This is a genomic window from Methylomonas sp. LWB, from assembly GCF_001856095.1.
Lineage (GTDB): Bacteria > Pseudomonadota > Gammaproteobacteria > Methylococcales > Methylomonadaceae > Methylomonas > Methylomonas koyamae_A.
Genome location: NZ_MKMC01000010.1, coordinates 42,396 through 59,578, shown reverse-complemented (window position 1 = coordinate 59,578; position 17,183 = coordinate 42,396). Strand labels below are relative to the sequence as shown.

Genomic DNA, 17,183 nt, shown 5'->3' with positions numbered 1-17,183 from the left:
CGATAAAGCGGGGCAGCCTATGGATTCGGTGCATCGGCGACAATGGTATATCCCGCCATCACGGTGCTGGCTTGCACCACGCGTTGCACGGCGTCAGCTAACCATATCGTTGCCTCGATGGGTTTTATCAACGGCCACCGGCCAAGCAAATGGCGACAGGCGCTGGGTAGTTCGGTAAGCGACATTTATGCTCCGGCGGCCAGTCACCGCCTTGTTCATTATCCGTCAGCTGCGAATTAATTCTGCTGTATTGGCAAATCGGTCGCGACATATTGGAGCGGCAAGCGCAACAAGGCTGGGGCGATAAGGTGATCGAACGGCTTTCGCACGATTTGCGCGTCGCGTTTCGGGACATGAAAGGCTTTTCGCGTGCCAATCTGATGTACATGCGTGCTTTCGTGGATGCCTGGCCCGACGCCGAAATTGTCCAACAGCTTGTTGGACAATTGCCATGGGGCCACAACTTGGTGATACTCAGCAAATTGCAGGACATTGAAAACCTTAAGCGCTACGCCGAGCGGGCTATCGAATATCCGTGGGCGACTACCCCCGCGAAGGGCGTGTACAGATGATTCAAACATTTTAAAACTCGGCTCCATCGCATCCCGAAATCGCTTCGCGCGGTTCGGGATGCTTTGGCCGGAAAGCGCGGTCCGCCGGCTTTATTGGGGGGCGCGTTCGCTTATTTTCGTTGGCGCTTGAGCGTCACAAAGCCCGCCATCGCGCTGAACATCAACCATGCCGAAGCGGGCAGCGGTACGTTGGAAATTCCGCTGACGTTAATCAGCGCGTTGCTGAAATCCGGGGTGATGACATTGCCGGCCGAGCCGAAGGGGTCTTGATTGTTCACCGACAGATTAATCGCGCTCGAGCCGCTACCGACCGCCACAAAGGTGAAAGTGGCGATGTCGAACGAGCCGCTGCTCAAATTGGCGCCGAATTGGCTGAAATCGGTAAACTCGATCTTCCCGGCGCTGTTGTCGATCGTGCCGGGTTGATTGATGAAGCTCCACAACGTGGCATTCACCACCACCGAATCGGCTTGCAGGATGGCACTGTCGAAGCTCAGATCCACCGAGCCGCCGTCTAGCCCGCCGCTAAAGGCTTCGCCTTTCAACACCAAGCTGAAGGTATCCCCCAGATTGACATCCAGGCTGCTTGGATCGAAGAACACGTGGTTGGCTAACGCGGCCTGGCCTTCGCCGAAACAGAGCGCGCCCAGCAGGGTGAATGCGGCGGGCAAGGTTTTTATTTTCATGGATTTAACTCCCAATTAAAGTTGATTGTTAGCCTGGCGCGCTTACGGGCAAGTCGCTTGCGCGGAAGGCCCTGGCGCTTTGCCGTAGATGCGTTTGAACAAGCCCAGGTCCAGCGAGTTAACGTTGCCGTCGCCGTTCATGTCGGCCGCGGCCTTCAGGTCGGCATTGCCGGCGGCGTTACCGTAAACGCTTTTGAACAAGCCCAAGTCCAGCGAGTTGGTTTTGCAATCGTTGTTCAAATCGGCATCGCAGAGGTTGCCGAAGTGATCGCCGTTGCTGTCCAATTGCGTGGCGTTGGCGAGCGCGGTGCAATTGTCCACCGCATCGACTACGCCGTCGCCATCGCCATCGGTGCCGGCCGCTTGAGTAACCGCTAACTGGGCGGCGTTTTGATTGCTGCCGCCCAATACCGTCAGGTTGCCGATACGGGTGTTGAGCGCCGGATTGACCGCGACGTTGTATTGAATCGTCGCCGGACCGCTGCCGCTGGTCGGTGACGTCACGCTTAGCCAAGCCGCGTCGCTTTGCAATTGCCAGGCGCAATTCGCGCCGGTGGCCAGCGTGGCGCTGAAGCTGCCGGCGCTGTTGGCGGCGGCTTGGCTGCCGGGTTGCAGGCTATAAGAACACGCGGCATTGACGGTAATGGTCGCCGTGGCCGGAACCGCGCCCTTGTTGCCGGTGCTGGTCACGGTGTTTTTGGCGCCGTCGTAGCCGGCGAACAAGAAGCTATCGGTGCCGCTGAAGCCTTCTTCCGGGAAGTAGGTGGCGACCGCATTGTTCAAGCCGACCGTGCCGTGTTGCGGCTGCTTCAGGATGCGCATCGTCACGCCGGTGCCGGTGACCGGCAAGGTCAAATTGACCGGTGTGCCGGCGGCGGTGCTGGCCGAAACGTCGGCGGTGATCGGATAGGCCGCCGTGTTCATGCTCTCGCTGCTAGGGCCTCGGTGGCAGGAATAACAGCCGACCGTGCCGCCGCGATAGAATTTGACCGTACCCAAACTCTCCACGCTGAACGAGCGGTCGCCCTGAACTCGCGACAGTTCGGTGCCGTGCAGGTCGCTACCGTGACAGCCTTTGCAGCCGGTGGTACCGGAGCGCTCGACCGCGTCGCCGTGCCGGCCCACCCAGTTTTGGTCGATCGGGTGCAGACCGTGCGGTCCGCCGTCGGTGGTACTCGGGACGCCGGCGGTGTGACAGGTTTTGCACTCCACCGTTACGCCGGCATGGCCTTGCAGTTGCTCGTTGCGGATATTGTCGTTTTGGTGCGACGACGGGAATTCGGCGTGGGTCGAGCCGTGGCAAGCCGAGCATTGCAGGCCGCCGTGGCCTTTGGAAAAGCGGTACAGCGACAATCCGGGGGCCGGCGTATCGGCGTTGGTGGCGAAGGTTTGATTGACCGCGACCCGTTGGCTGTCGTAGGTCAGCGGATTGTTGAACACCGAGCTGTAACGGATTTTGCCGTTGTTGTTGGTGGCGGTGCCGGTATGGCAGCTTTGGCAAGTGGGCTCTTCGAGCCAGCCGGTGCGATGGCTGTCGCCGACCTTGCTCATATTGCCGTGGCAGCTTTGGCATTGCATTTCCATGCTGCCGTCGGCGGCGACCGCGCTACCCATCGCGCCGCGCAAGCAGCGGGTTTTGGAACCCGGATGGCAGTCGTAGCAGGCCGCGCGATTGTCGGAGCTATCCAAGGTCAGCGAACTGCCTGGCGCGGTGACGGTGGCATGGGTGGCGTGCACCGATTGGGTTAGCGCCGGCACGGTGCCGTTGGCGCCGCTAAAACTAGGCGCACCCAGTGCTTCGGAGGAATGGCAAGCCGCGCACAGCATCGGTTTGACTTGTACGCCCGGCGTCGCCGGGTCTTGGTCGGTGGTCGCGGCGGCGTACAAGCCGGCCGGGTCCAGGCCTTTGGCAGCCAAGGCTTCGTTGTACAGCGCGGCATGCTCGGCGAATTCGGTGTCGTCGTGCAGTTTGAGTATGTTCAACCGGTATTCGCGCTCCTGGTTGGCATCGCTGATCCAACCGCCGGCTGGTTTGGCCTTGTCGTTAGTATTGGCGGCGTGGCAGGTTTTGCAGCTCATTTCGTCGGAGACCGGCAACACGATGTCGGTTTGCGCGACCACGGCGTTGTTGGCATCTCGGGCTACCAAGCGCATCAACGGATAGGTGTTTTTGTTGCCCTGATCGTCGGTGGGCGTGATCGGTACGCCTTCGGCCTGGTAGGTATTTTCCGGCGAGTTGGCCGGTTGAAAGCTCATCGGCTGCGCGGTGTTCAGCACGTAAGGACTATCGATCCCCGGCATGTTGCAGCCCGCCAAGCCCATGTCGGCGGTGTAGGCCGGATTGAACGTTTTCAAAACCGGAAACAGCGTGGGCGCGTAGGTTTCCCAATCGCTCTTGCCGCTGGAGGTGCTGTTCATCACGCCGCTGACCGGATCGACGATGGCTTGATAACTCAGCGTGTAATCGGCGGCGTTCGGTACCGTGCTGGCCTTCATCAATTTGCCGCCGACGATCAATTGCGCTTCGATGGTGTTGTAAGGCGGCAGGATCGCGAATTCGGCGTAGCGCGAATCCATGCAGTGCATGCCCAGATTGTTCCAGCCCAACAAAACCGCGTTGGCGGCCTGGCTCTGGTGGCTCATCAAGCCCAAAAGGCTGGTCAGTAAAATCAGAAAACCGGTTTTTCTCATGGTGTTCAACCTATTACCTTCAATAATCGGTGACGAGTACTCGCGCGAGGCTTCCTGTCTTCTGGCTTGGATTCTAAGATCGCAACGCGAGTCGTGACGAACGGCGGAACCGGAAAAGTTCCCGGCTGAACATTAGCATTTAATAATTAACTTAAAATTAATTTATGATTAAAATCACATAAATTTTGTGCTTATTAGGGAACTTTCTCGCCATCGCCGCAATACGTCGCGGTAGGGGCTGTTGGAACAGGCAGTGTTGTCGTTTTAACAGTCGAGCGTTAGCATTAGACCGGGTGCGGTCTAATAGAGATAGGCAACGTTGCCGTTCGCACGCGCGGCGTTCTTATACCAACACTCGGCATCGCCATGTAAACAGCCAAGCTTCTCCGCTGAACAGGCAGACATGCCCATTGAACACGCGGTCACCGATCGCGATTAAGCGAGAATTTCACCTTGATTATTTGGCCGCAAGAAATAGTTGACGGCTGGCTTGATGTCGAATCTTTCTAATGCCGAGGCAGTCACTGTTCCGAGCTTCTGAATTCTGAAAGTACCTCGTCCAGCGTTGGGTTTGCCTTCGCTCGGCCGTGGACAAAGACGACTGGGAGCGGACCGGCCATCACTTGGTCGATTTTGTCCAGATCGGCCTGTCCGCCGTTGGGTATGTCAAAGTTTACCGAGTGCGTTCGGACCACCGGCACGCCATTTCGAGACAAGTCCTCCGCAAGTCGATCTGCGCGCCGCGCATCCGCATGCAGGCAGTGTTCGGCCGCGACCACAATAACCGAGGACGGACTCTGACCGCTGATCGCGGGTAACTCCACAAACGCGCTGGATACGTTTGCGAGCGTTTCGGAACTCCCAGGGGGACTATCTTGCCGGTGCTGCAGCCAGTGATTATAGGCACCGGCGCCGACGGTTATCGCGAGTAGAAGTTTAAGGAGTTTCATCAGCGGCGGCCGCGGCAATCAGAGATAGACGCGGAGTCTAACTCAGAGCTAACCGGCGGCGCACGGCTTTATCGCGCGGGACCGGTGGAATGACTGCCTAGGCCGCGGGTTTGACCGCACGCATTTTATTTCCACCTCGTTTGCCGGCGCGGCTGGCGGACCGCGACGCCGGCCAAGGCGCTTGCGAACAGCCAAGCCGCGCCGGGTAGCGGTACCGGGGCCGTGGTCGAGTAGGTCAGGTTGTCGACGACGACGCCGTCCGACGTCCCGTGAAAATAGATTTTATCGATTAGCCCAGCGTAGCCAGATGCCAACCAATAAACTTCCGGCGGCTGATTTTCCGGAACCAGCGGTGCGCTATAAACCAGTTGGTTTTGGTAATACAGGTCGTAGCTGACATGACTGTCGAAGCCGACAAAATTATAATGCACGCCCTCGAATACCACCGGCGCCGAGTCGAAACTCAGCTCCGCGCCGCCGTAAGAAACCGCGAAATAACGATCCCCCATGTCCGGCTGATGGGACGGGTAAATGGAATAATCTCGCAAGCTTCCGCCGGCTTGCCATCCGGAAATGCCGCCGTAACCGTCAACCAAATCCCAATCGTTCAAGTTTTCAAAGGTGAGCACGGTTTGCGAGGCATAAGCCTGCGATACGCTTAATAAGGCCATAACCCAAACCCCAGCCATTTGTTTCAATTTCATAAGATTTCCTCGAAAGTAACAAGCGGCCTACGAAAGCCGCCCGCCGGATTAAAAATCAAGTTATACGCCGCGACGTTTCGCGTATATCAAGCCGATCAGCGCACTACCGAACAGCCAGACCGCGCCCGGCAATGGCACCGGCGCGGCGACGTCGCCGTCACGGACTGCCCAGACGTAATAATTGGTGCCTTTGCTGATGTAATTTTGCATGCCGGTCGCGGTGCTCAGATACCAGGCTTTACTGGCGTCGCCGCCGTAACTGGTGCCTAGCCAATAGCCAAAGGATTGCAGATGGCTGAACAGGCTTTCGTCGTCGGCCGTGGCCGGATCGTCGACGAGGCCGTAGCCGGACTGCGGTCCGCCATGCGAATCGAGGGCGCCTTTGTTAGCGAAATCGCCGTAGAACAGATGCGCGAGTTCCGAGCTGGCCGTGGAGACGTTGAATCCGCAATCGCTACCGCTGTATCCATAGTCGCAACCGGGCACGCCCAGGTCGTTGAAGGTCGGCAGGCGCCAATCGTCGTAACTCGCGCCGCGCACATCGTCGAAGAAGGTCAAGCCATCCACCCAGGCCACGGCGTTTTGCCAACTCATTTTGCCTTCGGCGTCGTAGCCGCTGGTTTTGGCGTAGTTGGCGTCCGCCAGCCAAGTGACGTTTTGCTCGCTGTCGTAGATCAGGCCGCCGCCCCGGTCGAACAACTGGGCTTGCGCGCTGCCGACTGCCAGCGTGCCGAGCGCAGACAAGGCCGCGCGTAAAATTATACGTTTCATCGTTTTCTCCAAAAGGCTGTTCTCGAACAGATGCCGATACTCGGTAACCGGACTAACGGCTCCAAGGCTGGGCACATTATCGGAAGACAGATACAGGCTGGGAACCCTACCGGAGTAGGGTGTCATGCCAACCGGGCGGTTTGTTAAGATGTAATTATTTTGCATGTTTTGAACCGGTCTGAATGAGTCCCGCCAACTGCCGAAAATCAGCCAGTGCCGGCAATCGACTCATGTGGCAATAACCCACCGGATGCTTAGTTTGGCGGCTTGATACCGCAACTCGACGTTAGGCATATCTTCACGCTCCGATGCCTTGCGTATTTTGTAACTCGGAGCGTTGGAGAGCAAAAATGGTAGAAAAACTTCTGACGGTAACGCTGTTGTCGGTACTTTCCGGCTGCGCAACCACGGCAAATAACGCTCCCGCCCAAGGAGGCAACAAAGCCGAGAGCAAAATATCAATGGCGATCGGCCGTGAAATTGGCAACTTCACGATCACTAATTCACAGGCAACGGAAGCGCCCACTGGTTATAACGGTACGCAGTACACCGTTAAAACGAACGATGGGGCCACCTTTAAATGCGAAATTTTGGAGCCGTCGGGGCTCGGTAAATTCGCGACGTGGGGGATGGCAAGCGGGGCGGACGCCATGTGTACGGATTTTACTCGGGGATCGAGCGACATCGGAAAAACCAACAATGCAAGCTGTAATGCATTACTACGAGCTGCCGGCAAATGCTGAAGTAATGCCCGACATCGGAGTCGGAGTCGGAGTCGGAGTCGGAGTCGGAGTCGGAGTCGGAGTCGGAGAAGACGACCGGCAACGCTTCTATTCGCCATTCTTCCGCCCCGAATCGGCCTGGCGGATAGACAATGCCGGCCACGGTTTGGGTCGGGAGGGGCGCCGTCGGGGCCATGATCGGCGGCGAGTTCGATTCGCCGACCCTGGCCCAAGCCGAGCAGCAGGGTTATCTGGTGTTGCACAAGCGGTCGGACCCGGTGGCTTCGTATGCTCTGCTAAGCCGGCTATTGCCATCCGATCTGCCGACAGGGGTAGCCCAGACAAATGAAACTGCCACTTAGTAGCCATGCCGGCTGGTTGGGACTGGCATCCTCGGGCCTGTTGGCTTGGGGAAACTGGCACTATGCCCAAACGCTACCCAACTACGACGCAGTGCGCCAGACCATCAGCGAGTTGGCTGCGTTCGGAACGCCATTGGCGGATCAAATCAATTACGGACTTTTCCTGCCGGTGGGCTTGATGCAATGGCTAGCACTGGCCTGCCAGTACCGAACGCTCAAGAATCACTCCGGTCTGCGCCGGGGTTTACTGGCATTTTCCTGGGTGGGAACGGCTTATGTATTCTGCGCGCTATTCCCGTGCGATCCCGGCTCCCCGCTGATCGGCTCCTGGCGCCAGCAAATTCATAACCTGTTCGGTGCGCTTGAATACCTGGGAGGCGGTTTGGCTTTGCTGCTGTTTGGGCGCATTCCGGGCTCCCGCATCGCAATCCCTTTGAAGATTTCCGGCGCACTGGTACTGACGGTTCTGGTGTCGCTTGCCATCCCCTGTCTGGCGGACTACAGGGGACTGATCCAACGCGTTGCCGAAGGCGTGTTGTTCGGCTGGCTCGCGTTAGCGAGCGCCGTGCAATTGGCCGAAGCCTACATCGGCCGAATCGAAATTACGATGCGACCCTAAGTCATCAGTTTTCATCAAGCCGAGCGACAGCGCTAATGTTTTCCGACAGCCTGCTGTAGACGTCGAGCAAACTCGACGGATTTGCCGTCGGACGGCAGCGAGTCCGGTACATAAATCTTAGCGTTCCAAATGCCGTCGTCATCCGCTTCTTTACTCATACATTGCTTTTTGCCGTCCGCCGTGACGGCGCATCGGCGCTGGTAACCATTGGGAAGCGTATAAGTCTCTATTACGTCCTTAGGCCCGCTATCCGGAGCGTGAAGATTTTCCGGGTTAACTGCCAATTTGCGGCGATCGAATTTCTGTTCTCCATTATGCTCCGCCGATTCTCGGGCGACTTGACGCACGTCGTTCAATACCTTGGATAGGTCGAGTTTGGGAGGCTCAGGATGTGCGGGGTTAGCTGACTTATCGGTCCGCGGTGCAACGTTAATCGCTTGCCGTGGCGAGGCCGTCAAAATCGGCGCAGGCTTGGGTTGAGCCCTTGATCTGCCTCCCGCCATCTTAGCAGGCAAGCTTGGCGGCGACTGATTGTCCCTGCCATTTTCCGCTAAATGTAGGATTTTGAATTCCACTGGTAGCACTGCCAAGCGATCCGGCAACCGGTCCGCCGGTTTCCTCGGTCGAAATATATCGGTCAACGCCGACGCTAGCCCAAGATGTATCAACAGAGACACGATCAGGCATGAGGCAAACCTGCGCCGCGCTGTTTCAACCATCGGAGCCGGCTATCGTCGGTCTTGTAACGTCAAGCGGAACAGCGCGTTGGTCTCGGAAAATGGGTTTCGACTGAGCAAGAATCGTAGATCGCGTTAAATGTTGCGTAAACACCGACTACCCTAGCGGGTTAGTTGACTTGCAAGCTCACGGTGACGAGTGCCTGATCGTTTCGGACATCGCATTTGAGCCGGTAGATTCGACCTGCTTGTACGGCCAGCGTTTTCTTGGGTCTACGACTCGAAAACCCTTTAAAGCAATAGACTTGAATTTCATACTCTCCAGGCAGGAGATGAATTTCGCTGGGGTAGTCCGTAAAACCCGGCCAGCCAAATTCCTTCCGTTCGCCGGAGCCGTTGGGTTCAATCTTCGAATAGCCGATGATGGTCGTATGATAAGCATCGGCAAACGGGGAGCCCACAACACTTTGGATTACCGCAATCTCGTCTGGTCCCAGACTGTCGCCCGCATATTGCTTGGCCGGCGTCATAAAACCACATGAACAGAGCATGGACGCGGCAATTGTTGTCATAACATTTTTCATGAATTAGCCTTGTCATTGGCGTGAAAACCTAAAGCACATCCAACTAATCGTTAAAACAACAACCGATAACGATAGAAAGCAAGGTTTCACCGCGCCTCCTTTTAATCGATAGGCCTTAGTGATGCATACGGCATCGAATGTCTTATAAAATTCGTAACTTGTCGTACCTTCGGTATTAGCTGCTCTAATTAATTGTTTTATAAAACAGCAAGGTCAAAAAACTTCCGCCAAACAGCCGTCTTGAACGGATGCGGATACCCGAAAACCAGGCTATCGACTACATGAGTGGGCGACATTATCGGAAGCGCGGCGTGGCGGCGGAACCCTACCGGAGTAGGGTGTTGGGACACGCCGGCTATTGTTAAGATGTAATCATTTTGCATGTTTTAGCGACAGCCTTGCTCGGCGGAGAATACCGAACGAGACTGTCGACCATTGGGGAGAATTGAATGTGACAAATTCGGCAAGCGCGTTGGTTATCGACGACCACCCGCTGTTGGCGAGCGGCATCGCCGATTTTTTGCTATCGCATTGCGGCTTCGGCCAGGCGCGGCCGGTGTCCAGCATCGCCGAGTTTTGGGAAGTTCTCGATACCGCCCAGCCGCCGTCGTTGGCCGTGGTGGATTTTTGGCTGCCGGAAGGTGCGTCGCTACCCTTACTCGTGCAAATGAAACGGCAATGCCCAGCGACGCGTTTGCTGGCCATCAGCGCGGACGACAATTCGGCCGTGTCGGGCAAGGTGCGCGAAGCCGGTGCCGACGGTTTTCTGCACAAGCAGGAAGCGCCGGATATTTTCGGCCGCGCCGTGGCCGCGTTGCTGCGGGGCGACACTTGGTTTCACACCGGTCCATTTGCCGCGACCGGTATCAATCAGCCGCTAAAGGAGCTGCCGGTCACCGCCGCCGAGCTGGGTCTGACCGCCCGTCAAGGCCAGGTACTGGCAATGATGTTGAAGGGCTTGCCCAACAAACGCATCGCCTTGAACCTGTCGTTGTCCGAACAAACCGTCAAAGAGCACGTCACCGGTATTCTGGAACGGCTGGGTGCCCGCAATCGGATCGAGGTGATTACCATGCTGCGCGGCAGAAAGCTGGAAGGTTCGTAATGAAGTCGGCACTCTCTGATTCAACTGCCGCCGACCCTTTACGTTTTGCAGACATCAGCCCCGACGGTCAGGCGCGCTTGTTGGATATGACCTTAAACCGCTTGGTCTACAGCATTACCATTATTCCTTTCGTCGGTTTGCCCTTCGCTTACTGGAAATACCAACTGGACCGGAACCCCTGGGGGTTGTTGATGTGGACCGCATCCTACTCGATTGCCGTGGTCGCGGTTCGGCGGCTGCATCGCCAATATCTGCGCGATCGCGCGCAACTCGATCCTGGGCTCGCGGTGGCCGGTTGGTTGCCGGCAATCCTGAGGATGGCGCTGCTGCACGGCTTCGGGTTGACCGCATTGGTGTTGGTCGTGGCTGGCCGGGTGCCGTTCGAATTCACACTTACGCTATACATGAGCTTGGCGGCGGTGATGGCGGCCAACGCTACCCATCAATCGCCGGTATTCAGCGCCTTCAAACGCTTCTTCGCCGCCAGTTGGGGCGTTTGTACGCTGCTGACGCCGTGGACCTTTCCCGAGCACTGGCCGTTGACGCTACCCTTATGCCTCAGCTACGTATTGTCGATACACCGCCATTCGTCGATTGCCCACGGCTTTTTCTTGCAACAGATCAAACTGGAGGAAGATAGCGCCAGACTCGCGGAAAGTTACCGTCTGGCCATGGAGCAGGCCGAGGAAGCGCTACGGGCCAAAAACCAGTTTTTGACCACCGCCAGCCACGATCTGCGCCAGCCGGTACATGCGATGGGGTTCTTGATCGAATCCATCTCTCGTCGCAATCGGGATTTGCTGCTCAGTCCGGCCTTGCAAGACCTCAAGCAGAGCGTGCAATCGGTGACGCAGATGTTCAATTCGCTACTGGACCTGTCGCGCATCGAACTGGGCGCCCAACCGGTCAATCTGCAAACCGTGGCGCTGGAACCGATGATGAACGACGTTGCCACCTTGTTTCGCGAGGAAGCCCATGCCCGCGACATCCAATTGCGGGTGCGCGTCGGTGCCGGTAACGCGCTGGTGCGGGCCGACTCGACTTTGTTACGCCAATCCATGATTAATCTGATGCAGAACGCGCTGCGCTACACCCAGCACGGCGGCGTGTTGCTGGCGGCGCGCCGACGCGGCGGCGGCTGGCGAGTGGAAGTGTGGGATACCGGCGTGGGCATTGCCGAGGACGACCGCCAACGCATCTTTTCGCCGTTCTTCCGGCCCGAGCACGCTTGGCGCATCGACAACGCCGGCCACGGCCTGGGGTTGGCGGTGGTGGCAAGGTGCGCCGATCTGATGGGGGCCAGTCAAGGCTTGAGTTCGCGGGAAGGCAAGGGCTCGCGGTTTTGGTTGCAATTGCCGAGCGCCGACATCGTCGAACGGCGCGCGGCGACCCGCGACCGCGATTTTTCGCCGGCGGGGCGGGGCGGGGCCTTGAACGGACGCTGCCTGGTGTTGGACGACGAGCCGCAAGTACGCGGCGCCTGGCAAGCCATGTTGGCGGCGTGGGGCGTGGAAACCGTCTGCGTCGGGTCCGGCGGCGAGGCCTTCGCCGCGCTGGCCGGCGGCTTCGAACCACAGGTGATTTTTTGCGACCAGCGCTTGCGCTCCGGCGAAAGCGGTTTCGAACTGCTGCAAGCCTTGCTGGAACGTTGCCCAGCCGCGGTCGGGGCGATGATTAGCGGCGAATTCGACTCCCCGGCGCTGCATCAAGCCGACCTGGAAGGTTATGTCGTGTTGCATAAACCGGTCGATCCCGAGGCACTGTACGCCTTGTTGAGCCGCTGGCTGCCGGCGGCCGACGCGGTAGACGCCGAATAGTCTTGCGCATTTCAAATTTCGGCGCGTCCGCTCCCTCGCCCACCGGAGCGTGTCGTAAAAGCCCCTCTCCCGGTGGAGGCCGTCGTAAAGGTCGAAACAGAACCCTCTCCTCGCGGGAGAGGGCAGGGTGAGGGGGATTAACCCAAAGGTGAAGTGCGATGACGACGGCGACGGATATTGCCGGGCTGGCGCTGACGGCATGACCTTCGCTATTCCCGTTTCGCGGCTCGGTGCCGCGCGGAATTGCCGTTGTTGGGCCGCTTGCTCTGGGAAAGTGGCATGCAATTGGCTGACGGATTTCCAAGCGCCGGCTGCCGTCCGGCCAACATTCGCGTCAGACCGGACGATCCGCAAGTCCATTAACCGGAGCTCACTATGAACATTGCCACGATCGGGCAAACCCTTGCCGCCTATACCGCCCAAGCCGGCAACAGCCGGCCGGCCAACGTAACCAGCCGCGAAGCGGGCGCAACGCCGGTCGCTGCGAACGCAACGCGTACGGTCGATCTACGCAACGTGTCGCTGAACGAAATCAACTCGCTGATCAAGGCCGGAGTAGACGGCTTGCTGGACATCGCGCCGATGATGCACGGCAACCTGTTCGCAAACGCCGATCCCCAAGCCCGCGCCGACGTCAAGATCGATTATCTCGGCCAAATCGAAGGCGCCATCGCCTTCGACAAAAGTCGAGGCACCAATACCGATTTTCTGGAATCGGTACTGACCAAACTGAAACGCATCGACGGCATGCCGTTGCCGGGCGGGTTGGATGTTAGGGCTTAAGGTTAGTCACCGGTCACGAACGTTGCCCTACCGGATTGCCGCAACCGCCTTGTGGATTGTTTAAGATTTAAGAGCCGGGAATTGGAGGGAGTCGGCTTCAGACCTATTCAGCTCGGTTTCGATGGCGTTGTTGCAGAAACATCAAGCACGAAAACGTCGATTAATTTTCGTTCCGCCGGTGTCAATGTGGCCTTCAGCATTTCCGTCAATTCGGTGGCGGACTTGGGTGGCGGCAGACCTTGAGGATGTGTAGGCAGTTTTTTGGAATTAAACCAAAGCACCAGATACAAGCCCCGGCCTTCGGTTTCCGGGGAGATGGTGTAGCGTGGTATTAGTTGTTGGTGTAAGGTCTTCCACAAATCGCGGTGATAATCGCGCTTGATTTCTATGGGTAGGTAAAAAGATCGACCTTCATGGATGAAGGACAATTTCATATCGGCGCGCTTTTCATTGGCTTGCAATGCTTCCGATTCCACGGCGACTTCGTAATTCGCCAGCATCGGCTTGAGTCGATCGGCCAGGTAATTGCGACTAACTTCTTCGTATCTAGGGTCATTCTCCAGGTAAGGTTCTTTAGGCCTTGCAACGTTTTTGCCTTTCAAATTCCAGAAATGCTGGTACGGATTGGTGCTGCTGCCATGCATTTCCGCCGCCAATTGCTGTAAACAATCCAACGCCAGTACGGCAAGATCAGCGACGTTAGCCGGTTTTCGGTCGTTCAGCGTTTCAATGACTTGGAATGCGTCAGGGCGTTTATACAGCGCTTCCCGGCGGCTGATTTGTTGGGCTTGTTGGGCGTCGCGGATTAGTGAGTGCCAGGCAATCAATTTTGGCTGTTCGAGTAATTCGGCCAGAACCTTTGCGGCTTCCTCTGCGGGATTCGCCGCCAAGTTGTTTATCAAATATCGAACATAATCTCGCTCTTCCATCGCTCGCGTAACAAATCCACCACCCCTAGGCCAATTCGGCTGACAGCGAGGTGCCAGCAACGCTATCAACATGCCCATCGTAGTAATCCTTTCAAGACCGAAGTAGGGTTCGTTACCATGCCTCGGCAATAAGAACGAAGACAAATGATTGATACGGATAGCGTTGTCGGTCACTTCCAGTTGGATCTTCGTTTCGTAAATGATTGGCTCAATAATCAACCCCGTGGCAAGCCAATAAATGCGTTGCGCTAAATCCATGCCTTTACAAGCCAATTTTTTCTCAATAAGCGCACGTAATTCAATCCTCTCGGCCTCGGCAATAGCGGCTTTCAATAAATATTTAAGATGGTGAATGTGATCTTTGTAGCCGCGTATAGGATATTTTTCTAGCAACGGTAATACGATGCGACGAGCTATCGGTACGCCGTGAGCGTAACTAGTAATACAGGAAATTCCATGAATAAATCTAGCCTTGGCATTTAGCAAGGTTGTAATGTAAGCCGAATAGGATTTTGCAACAAAATCAGACCGAGAATAGCATAGTGATTTAAACCATTCGTCTTTGAACGCACTCTGCGTAAAGCAAAATGCAAGCGCACTATTAATTAAATTATCGCTTAAGGTTTCTAAAAATTTATTGTTCTCTAAATACAAACTTTCAATGCATACCAGGAAGGGTCGCCTGATATAGTGATATTCATTTTTTACATCAGCCGCCAATATTTCTTCCGCTCCAGGAATATCAGTTCTATCCAATATTTTTCGTAATCCGCTTTTTGCGGATTTAATCAGAATATCGTCATCGTTTAGATACTCCGCTAATCGCTGTTCATTAGACTTCCCGCTTACACTAACGCTATCATCAAAATATTGTGAAATTTGGTCGTAAACAAAAGGCTCAGCCGTGCCAGCAGCAATGCCATCCAAATTTGCATAAAAAAAACTTAATTTCTCATCCAATTCCCGTTTGCGTTGACGCTGCCACTTGGCTTTTGATTCGATCCTTTTTTTCCACGATTCCGGAATGGGGTGAAACTTTAGCTCATTAAACACCTCGCTAAACTCAGGGTGCTGAAAGACCCATTCGCTAATTTCTTCAAGAGTCAAAACGCTGTTTTGGTTATAGAGAGTCGAGAATGCCTGTCTGAAGAAAAAAATTCTTTTATCTGGATCGATTTCGGTCAATGCCATGTTTAACCACCAGACACCCAAGTTTTTCGGCGGAACAGCTTTTCGGAAACGCTCAAAAATTAGACTGATCTCATATTCGATATTTTCCTTTTTTGCTATACGTTTCAAACCCTCCGAGATAAGATTAAAAACTTTTTCAGGGTTTGCCTCCAGCCATACCGAAATTTTCGTTTTGTGCTCTTGCAGCAATCTGCATTCATCGTATTCGTCAATACCGATCGATAACCAACAATAAAGCCTTTCATCAGAAATAGACGAACCATGCAAAGTTATCCCGCTCACCAACAAATCGCCAGCGACATCGAATAAATCATCTACCGCAGCATGTATTTTCTCGGTTCCAATGCTAAAAAATTCATCCAAGACATCTGGTAGTTCGCTATCGACTACTCCTTGAATAAATTCTTTTCTCCAAAACCGAACGCAGGAGATTCTATTGCTATCAGGCCGTTTTCCAATAAACCGAATTATTTCGGCAGCTTTAACTTTCGACAAAAATAGTTTTCTCAATAAAACTTCTAATAAATCATTACGTTCATCCTCAACGATTTTACTGTGAATATCTTCGGCCAAGGCCAATAAGCTTTCGTAATCGTCTGGATATATGTGACAAAAAGCATTCAAGGCGTAACTTCGAGTGGTCTCCCAATACGCTTTATTCCTTATAATAGCTAGTAATTGAGGCTTGATATTTGGCGCACTTTCCGTATAGCACAGTCCTTGCATTAGGCAATAAAGCAAATATTGTTCGCTATCGCTAAACCTCAATTTGTCAAATGATGCCAATATTTCCTGATTTAGATCAGTTGTCCAAAATGCGGCAAACGCAGTAGTATGCCAATCTCGGCTGGGAAAACCTGTGGTTTGTGCTTCCCGAATCAATGCGCGTAATAATCTGGATTTCGTTTGCGTAGAAAACAACTGCACATCCCCATACACCACCAAGCCCAAGGGATCGATTTCGATCAACCGGTCGCGCGCGGACTCAGACAATACCGCCAACCAAGCCATCAAGCCACGCAACGCGGCGACGATGCCGCCGTCCACGCCGGTCGTGAGCGTCAATACCCGATTGACCAATAAGTCATCCTTGATCTTGCCGGCGATGAAGTGCGCTGCCAGATACTCCGCGACGCTACGATGCACATAGCTATATTCGTCTCCCACCTTTCTGAACAAGCGGGTCTTTAAGGCTGCACGAGTTGGCGCAGGAAGATCGATGGAAGCAAGACTGACGCGGCCCGGCTGGGCGTAACCTTCGCTGAAGCCCGACAGGTTGGCGAGCAGTTGAATCGCGCATAGCAAGCCTACCGCGTCGAGCAACGCTGGAATATTAACCGTGGATTTTTCGGCAACCCTATGTTCGTCGTTAAATTCCGCCGCCAATTGTTCCGATGTCAGCCGGTATAGCTGCTGCTTGGTAGACGGCCAATTCTGGCCGCCCTTGACGGCGTCGATCAACATATCCAGTGTTTGCGGATTTTCGAGCAAACCGGACAGGCCGGAGCGTTCCGCTGTTTCAATGAAACCGTCCGCATCGCCGACACGGTTATCGTTGGCGAGTATCGCCTCCACGTCGCCGCTGTTTAATGGGTCTAAATACAGAACGCTAACAGGGCTGATTTTAGATAAATCTCTGCTATCCAGCGCACCCAGCCAATCGGCTTCGCGGCAGGAAATGCGGAACCGTTTACAACCCAATTTATTGAGTTTGCCTCGAATGGCACCCAATGGCGTTCGCGCGTCGTCCTTGCCGGCTCGGGCCTCGTCCAGGCCGTCGATGAACAAGGTTTTCTCCCGCCATTCGTCATTATCCAAATCGATAAAGTCTCTGGCGGAAATGTAATAGCCGTCGTCGGTATTGTCTGCTTCGTCTTCGAACAACGTGGATTTCCCTGCGCCCGGTTCGCCCAGCAATACATAGGCCGGTCGGTCCCTGTAGTCGGCGATAGGACGGCTTTCGGTTGGAATGTCTTCCGTGGTTTTTTCGGTAACAGTGCGGGGGACGCGAAACAGCATG

The 17,183-nt window shown here is 55.3% G+C and carries 14 protein-coding genes and 1 pseudogene; 6 read left to right on the top strand and 9 right to left on the bottom strand.

The window, feature by feature from the left end:
* Positions 1–17 precede the first annotated feature (17 nt).
* The gene (locus BJL95_RS25070) at positions 18–185 is read right to left on the bottom strand and encodes a hypothetical protein (protein WP_175463651.1); all 168 of its coding nucleotides are present in this window, start codon (positions 183–185) and stop codon (positions 18–20) included.
* A 48-nt stretch (positions 186–233) separates the two neighbouring features.
* On the opposite strand from BJL95_RS25070, the pseudogene BJL95_RS05295 reads away from it, so the two are divergent.
* A pseudogene (locus tag BJL95_RS05295) lies at positions 234–572 on the top strand (DUF1016 N-terminal domain-containing protein); the annotation flags it as partial.
* A 110-nt stretch (positions 573–682) separates the two neighbouring features.
* Here the strand turns inward: BJL95_RS05295 and BJL95_RS05290 are convergent.
* From BJL95_RS05290 to BJL95_RS05270, 5 genes are all read right to left on the bottom strand, one after another.
* Positions 683–1,258: a VPLPA-CTERM sorting domain-containing protein gene (locus tag BJL95_RS05290; protein ID WP_071156068.1), complete on the bottom strand. Its 576-nt coding sequence runs from the start codon at positions 1,256–1,258 to the stop codon at positions 683–685.
* 42 nt (positions 1,259–1,300) lie between these two features.
* Positions 1,301–3,949, bottom strand: coding sequence for a dockerin type I domain-containing protein (locus tag BJL95_RS05285; RefSeq protein WP_071156066.1), 2,649 nt, complete (start codon positions 3,947–3,949; stop codon positions 1,301–1,303).
* Positions 3,950–4,470: 521 nt separating this feature from the next.
* Positions 4,471–4,899, bottom strand: coding sequence for a hypothetical protein (locus tag BJL95_RS05280; RefSeq protein WP_071156064.1), 429 nt, complete (start codon positions 4,897–4,899; stop codon positions 4,471–4,473).
* Between the two features lie 125 nt (positions 4,900–5,024).
* A complete protein-coding gene (locus tag BJL95_RS05275; protein ID WP_071156063.1) occupies positions 5,025–5,603 on the bottom strand; it encodes a hypothetical protein in 579 nt (192 codons plus the stop codon).
* A gap of 60 nt (positions 5,604–5,663) precedes the next feature.
* Positions 5,664–6,374 carry a DUF1566 domain-containing protein gene (locus BJL95_RS05270; protein ID WP_071156061.1) on the bottom strand — a complete coding sequence of 237 codons (711 nt, stop codon included), beginning with the start codon at positions 6,372–6,374 and terminating at the stop codon, positions 5,664–5,666.
* Positions 6,375–6,724: 350 nt separating this feature from the next.
* Between BJL95_RS05270 and BJL95_RS05265 the strand changes: the two genes are divergently transcribed.
* Together BJL95_RS05265 and BJL95_RS05255 are read left to right on the top strand one after the other, a co-directional pair.
* On the top strand, positions 6,725–7,117 hold the full coding sequence (locus BJL95_RS05265; protein WP_071156059.1) for a hypothetical protein: 393 nt from the start codon (positions 6,725–6,727) through the stop codon (positions 7,115–7,117).
* A gap of 324 nt (positions 7,118–7,441) precedes the next feature.
* Positions 7,442–8,077 carry a DUF998 domain-containing protein gene (locus BJL95_RS05255; protein WP_071156057.1) on the top strand — a complete coding sequence of 212 codons (636 nt, stop codon included), beginning with the start codon at positions 7,442–7,444 and terminating at the stop codon, positions 8,075–8,077.
* Between the two features lie 32 nt (positions 8,078–8,109).
* Here the strand turns inward: BJL95_RS05255 and BJL95_RS05250 are convergent, their stop codons facing one another.
* Both BJL95_RS05250 and BJL95_RS05245 read right to left on the bottom strand, forming a co-directional pair.
* The gene (locus BJL95_RS05250) at positions 8,110–8,652 is read right to left on the bottom strand and encodes a hypothetical protein (protein WP_139306142.1); all 543 of its coding nucleotides are present in this window, start codon (positions 8,650–8,652) and stop codon (positions 8,110–8,112) included.
* A gap of 272 nt (positions 8,653–8,924) precedes the next feature.
* Positions 8,925–9,338, bottom strand: a complete 414-nt coding sequence (locus BJL95_RS05245; RefSeq protein WP_071156055.1) for a hypothetical protein — start codon at positions 9,336–9,338, stop codon at positions 8,925–8,927.
* Between the two features lie 451 nt (positions 9,339–9,789).
* On the opposite strand from BJL95_RS05245, the gene BJL95_RS05240 reads away from it, so the two are divergent.
* The 3 genes from BJL95_RS05240 to BJL95_RS05230 all read left to right on the top strand — a co-directional run bounded on the left by BJL95_RS05240 (position 9,790) and on the right by BJL95_RS05230 (position 13,043).
* Positions 9,790–10,443 (top strand): response regulator transcription factor, encoded by a 654-nt coding sequence (locus BJL95_RS05240; protein ID WP_071156053.1) that lies wholly within the window; start codon positions 9,790–9,792, stop codon positions 10,441–10,443.
* Positions 10,443–12,260 (top strand): hybrid sensor histidine kinase/response regulator, encoded by a 1,818-nt coding sequence (locus BJL95_RS05235; protein WP_071156051.1) that lies wholly within the window; start codon positions 10,443–10,445, stop codon positions 12,258–12,260. The genes BJL95_RS05240 and BJL95_RS05235 overlap by 1 nt, the downstream gene beginning before the upstream one ends.
* A 375-nt stretch (positions 12,261–12,635) precedes the next feature.
* Positions 12,636–13,043 (top strand): hypothetical protein, encoded by a 408-nt coding sequence (locus tag BJL95_RS05230; RefSeq protein ID WP_064031125.1) that lies wholly within the window; start codon positions 12,636–12,638, stop codon positions 13,041–13,043.
* A 107-nt stretch (positions 13,044–13,150) separates the two neighbouring features.
* On the opposite strand, the gene BJL95_RS05225 is transcribed toward BJL95_RS05230, so the two are convergent.
* Positions 13,151–17,182: an NACHT domain-containing NTPase gene (locus BJL95_RS05225; protein ID WP_071156049.1), complete on the bottom strand. Its 4,032-nt coding sequence runs from the start codon at positions 17,180–17,182 to the stop codon at positions 13,151–13,153.
* Between the last annotated feature and the right edge of the window lies 1 nt (position 17,183).

Coding starts and splice junctions, on each gene's coding strand:
- BJL95_RS25070 (WP_175463651.1), bottom strand. CDS start 185: ATGTCGCTTACCGAACTACCCAGCGCCTGTCGCCATTTGCTTGGCCGG.
- BJL95_RS05290 (WP_071156068.1), bottom strand. CDS start 1,258: ATGAAAATAAAAACCTTGCCCGCCGCATTCACCCTGCTGGGCGCGCTC.
- BJL95_RS05285 (WP_071156066.1), bottom strand. CDS start 3,949: ATGAGAAAAACCGGTTTTCTGATTTTACTGACCAGCCTTTTGGGCTTG.
- BJL95_RS05280 (WP_071156064.1), bottom strand. CDS start 4,899: ATGAAACTCCTTAAACTTCTACTCGCGATAACCGTCGGCGCCGGTGCC.
- BJL95_RS05275 (WP_071156063.1), bottom strand. CDS start 5,603: ATGAAATTGAAACAAATGGCTGGGGTTTGGGTTATGGCCTTATTAAGC.
- BJL95_RS05270 (WP_071156061.1), bottom strand. CDS start 6,374: ATGAAACGTATAATTTTACGCGCGGCCTTGTCTGCGCTCGGCACGCTG.
- BJL95_RS05265 (WP_071156059.1), top strand. CDS start 6,725: ATGGTAGAAAAACTTCTGACGGTAACGCTGTTGTCGGTACTTTCCGGC.
- BJL95_RS05255 (WP_071156057.1), top strand. CDS start 7,442: ATGAAACTGCCACTTAGTAGCCATGCCGGCTGGTTGGGACTGGCATCC.
- BJL95_RS05245 (WP_071156055.1), bottom strand. CDS start 9,338: ATGAAAAATGTTATGACAACAATTGCCGCGTCCATGCTCTGTTCATGT.
- BJL95_RS05235 (WP_071156051.1), top strand. CDS start 10,443: ATGAAGTCGGCACTCTCTGATTCAACTGCCGCCGACCCTTTACGTTTT.
- BJL95_RS05230 (WP_064031125.1), top strand. CDS start 12,636: ATGAACATTGCCACGATCGGGCAAACCCTTGCCGCCTATACCGCCCAA.
- BJL95_RS05225 (WP_071156049.1), bottom strand. CDS start 17,182: ATGCTGTTTCGCGTCCCCCGCACTGTTACCGAAAAAACCACGGAAGAC.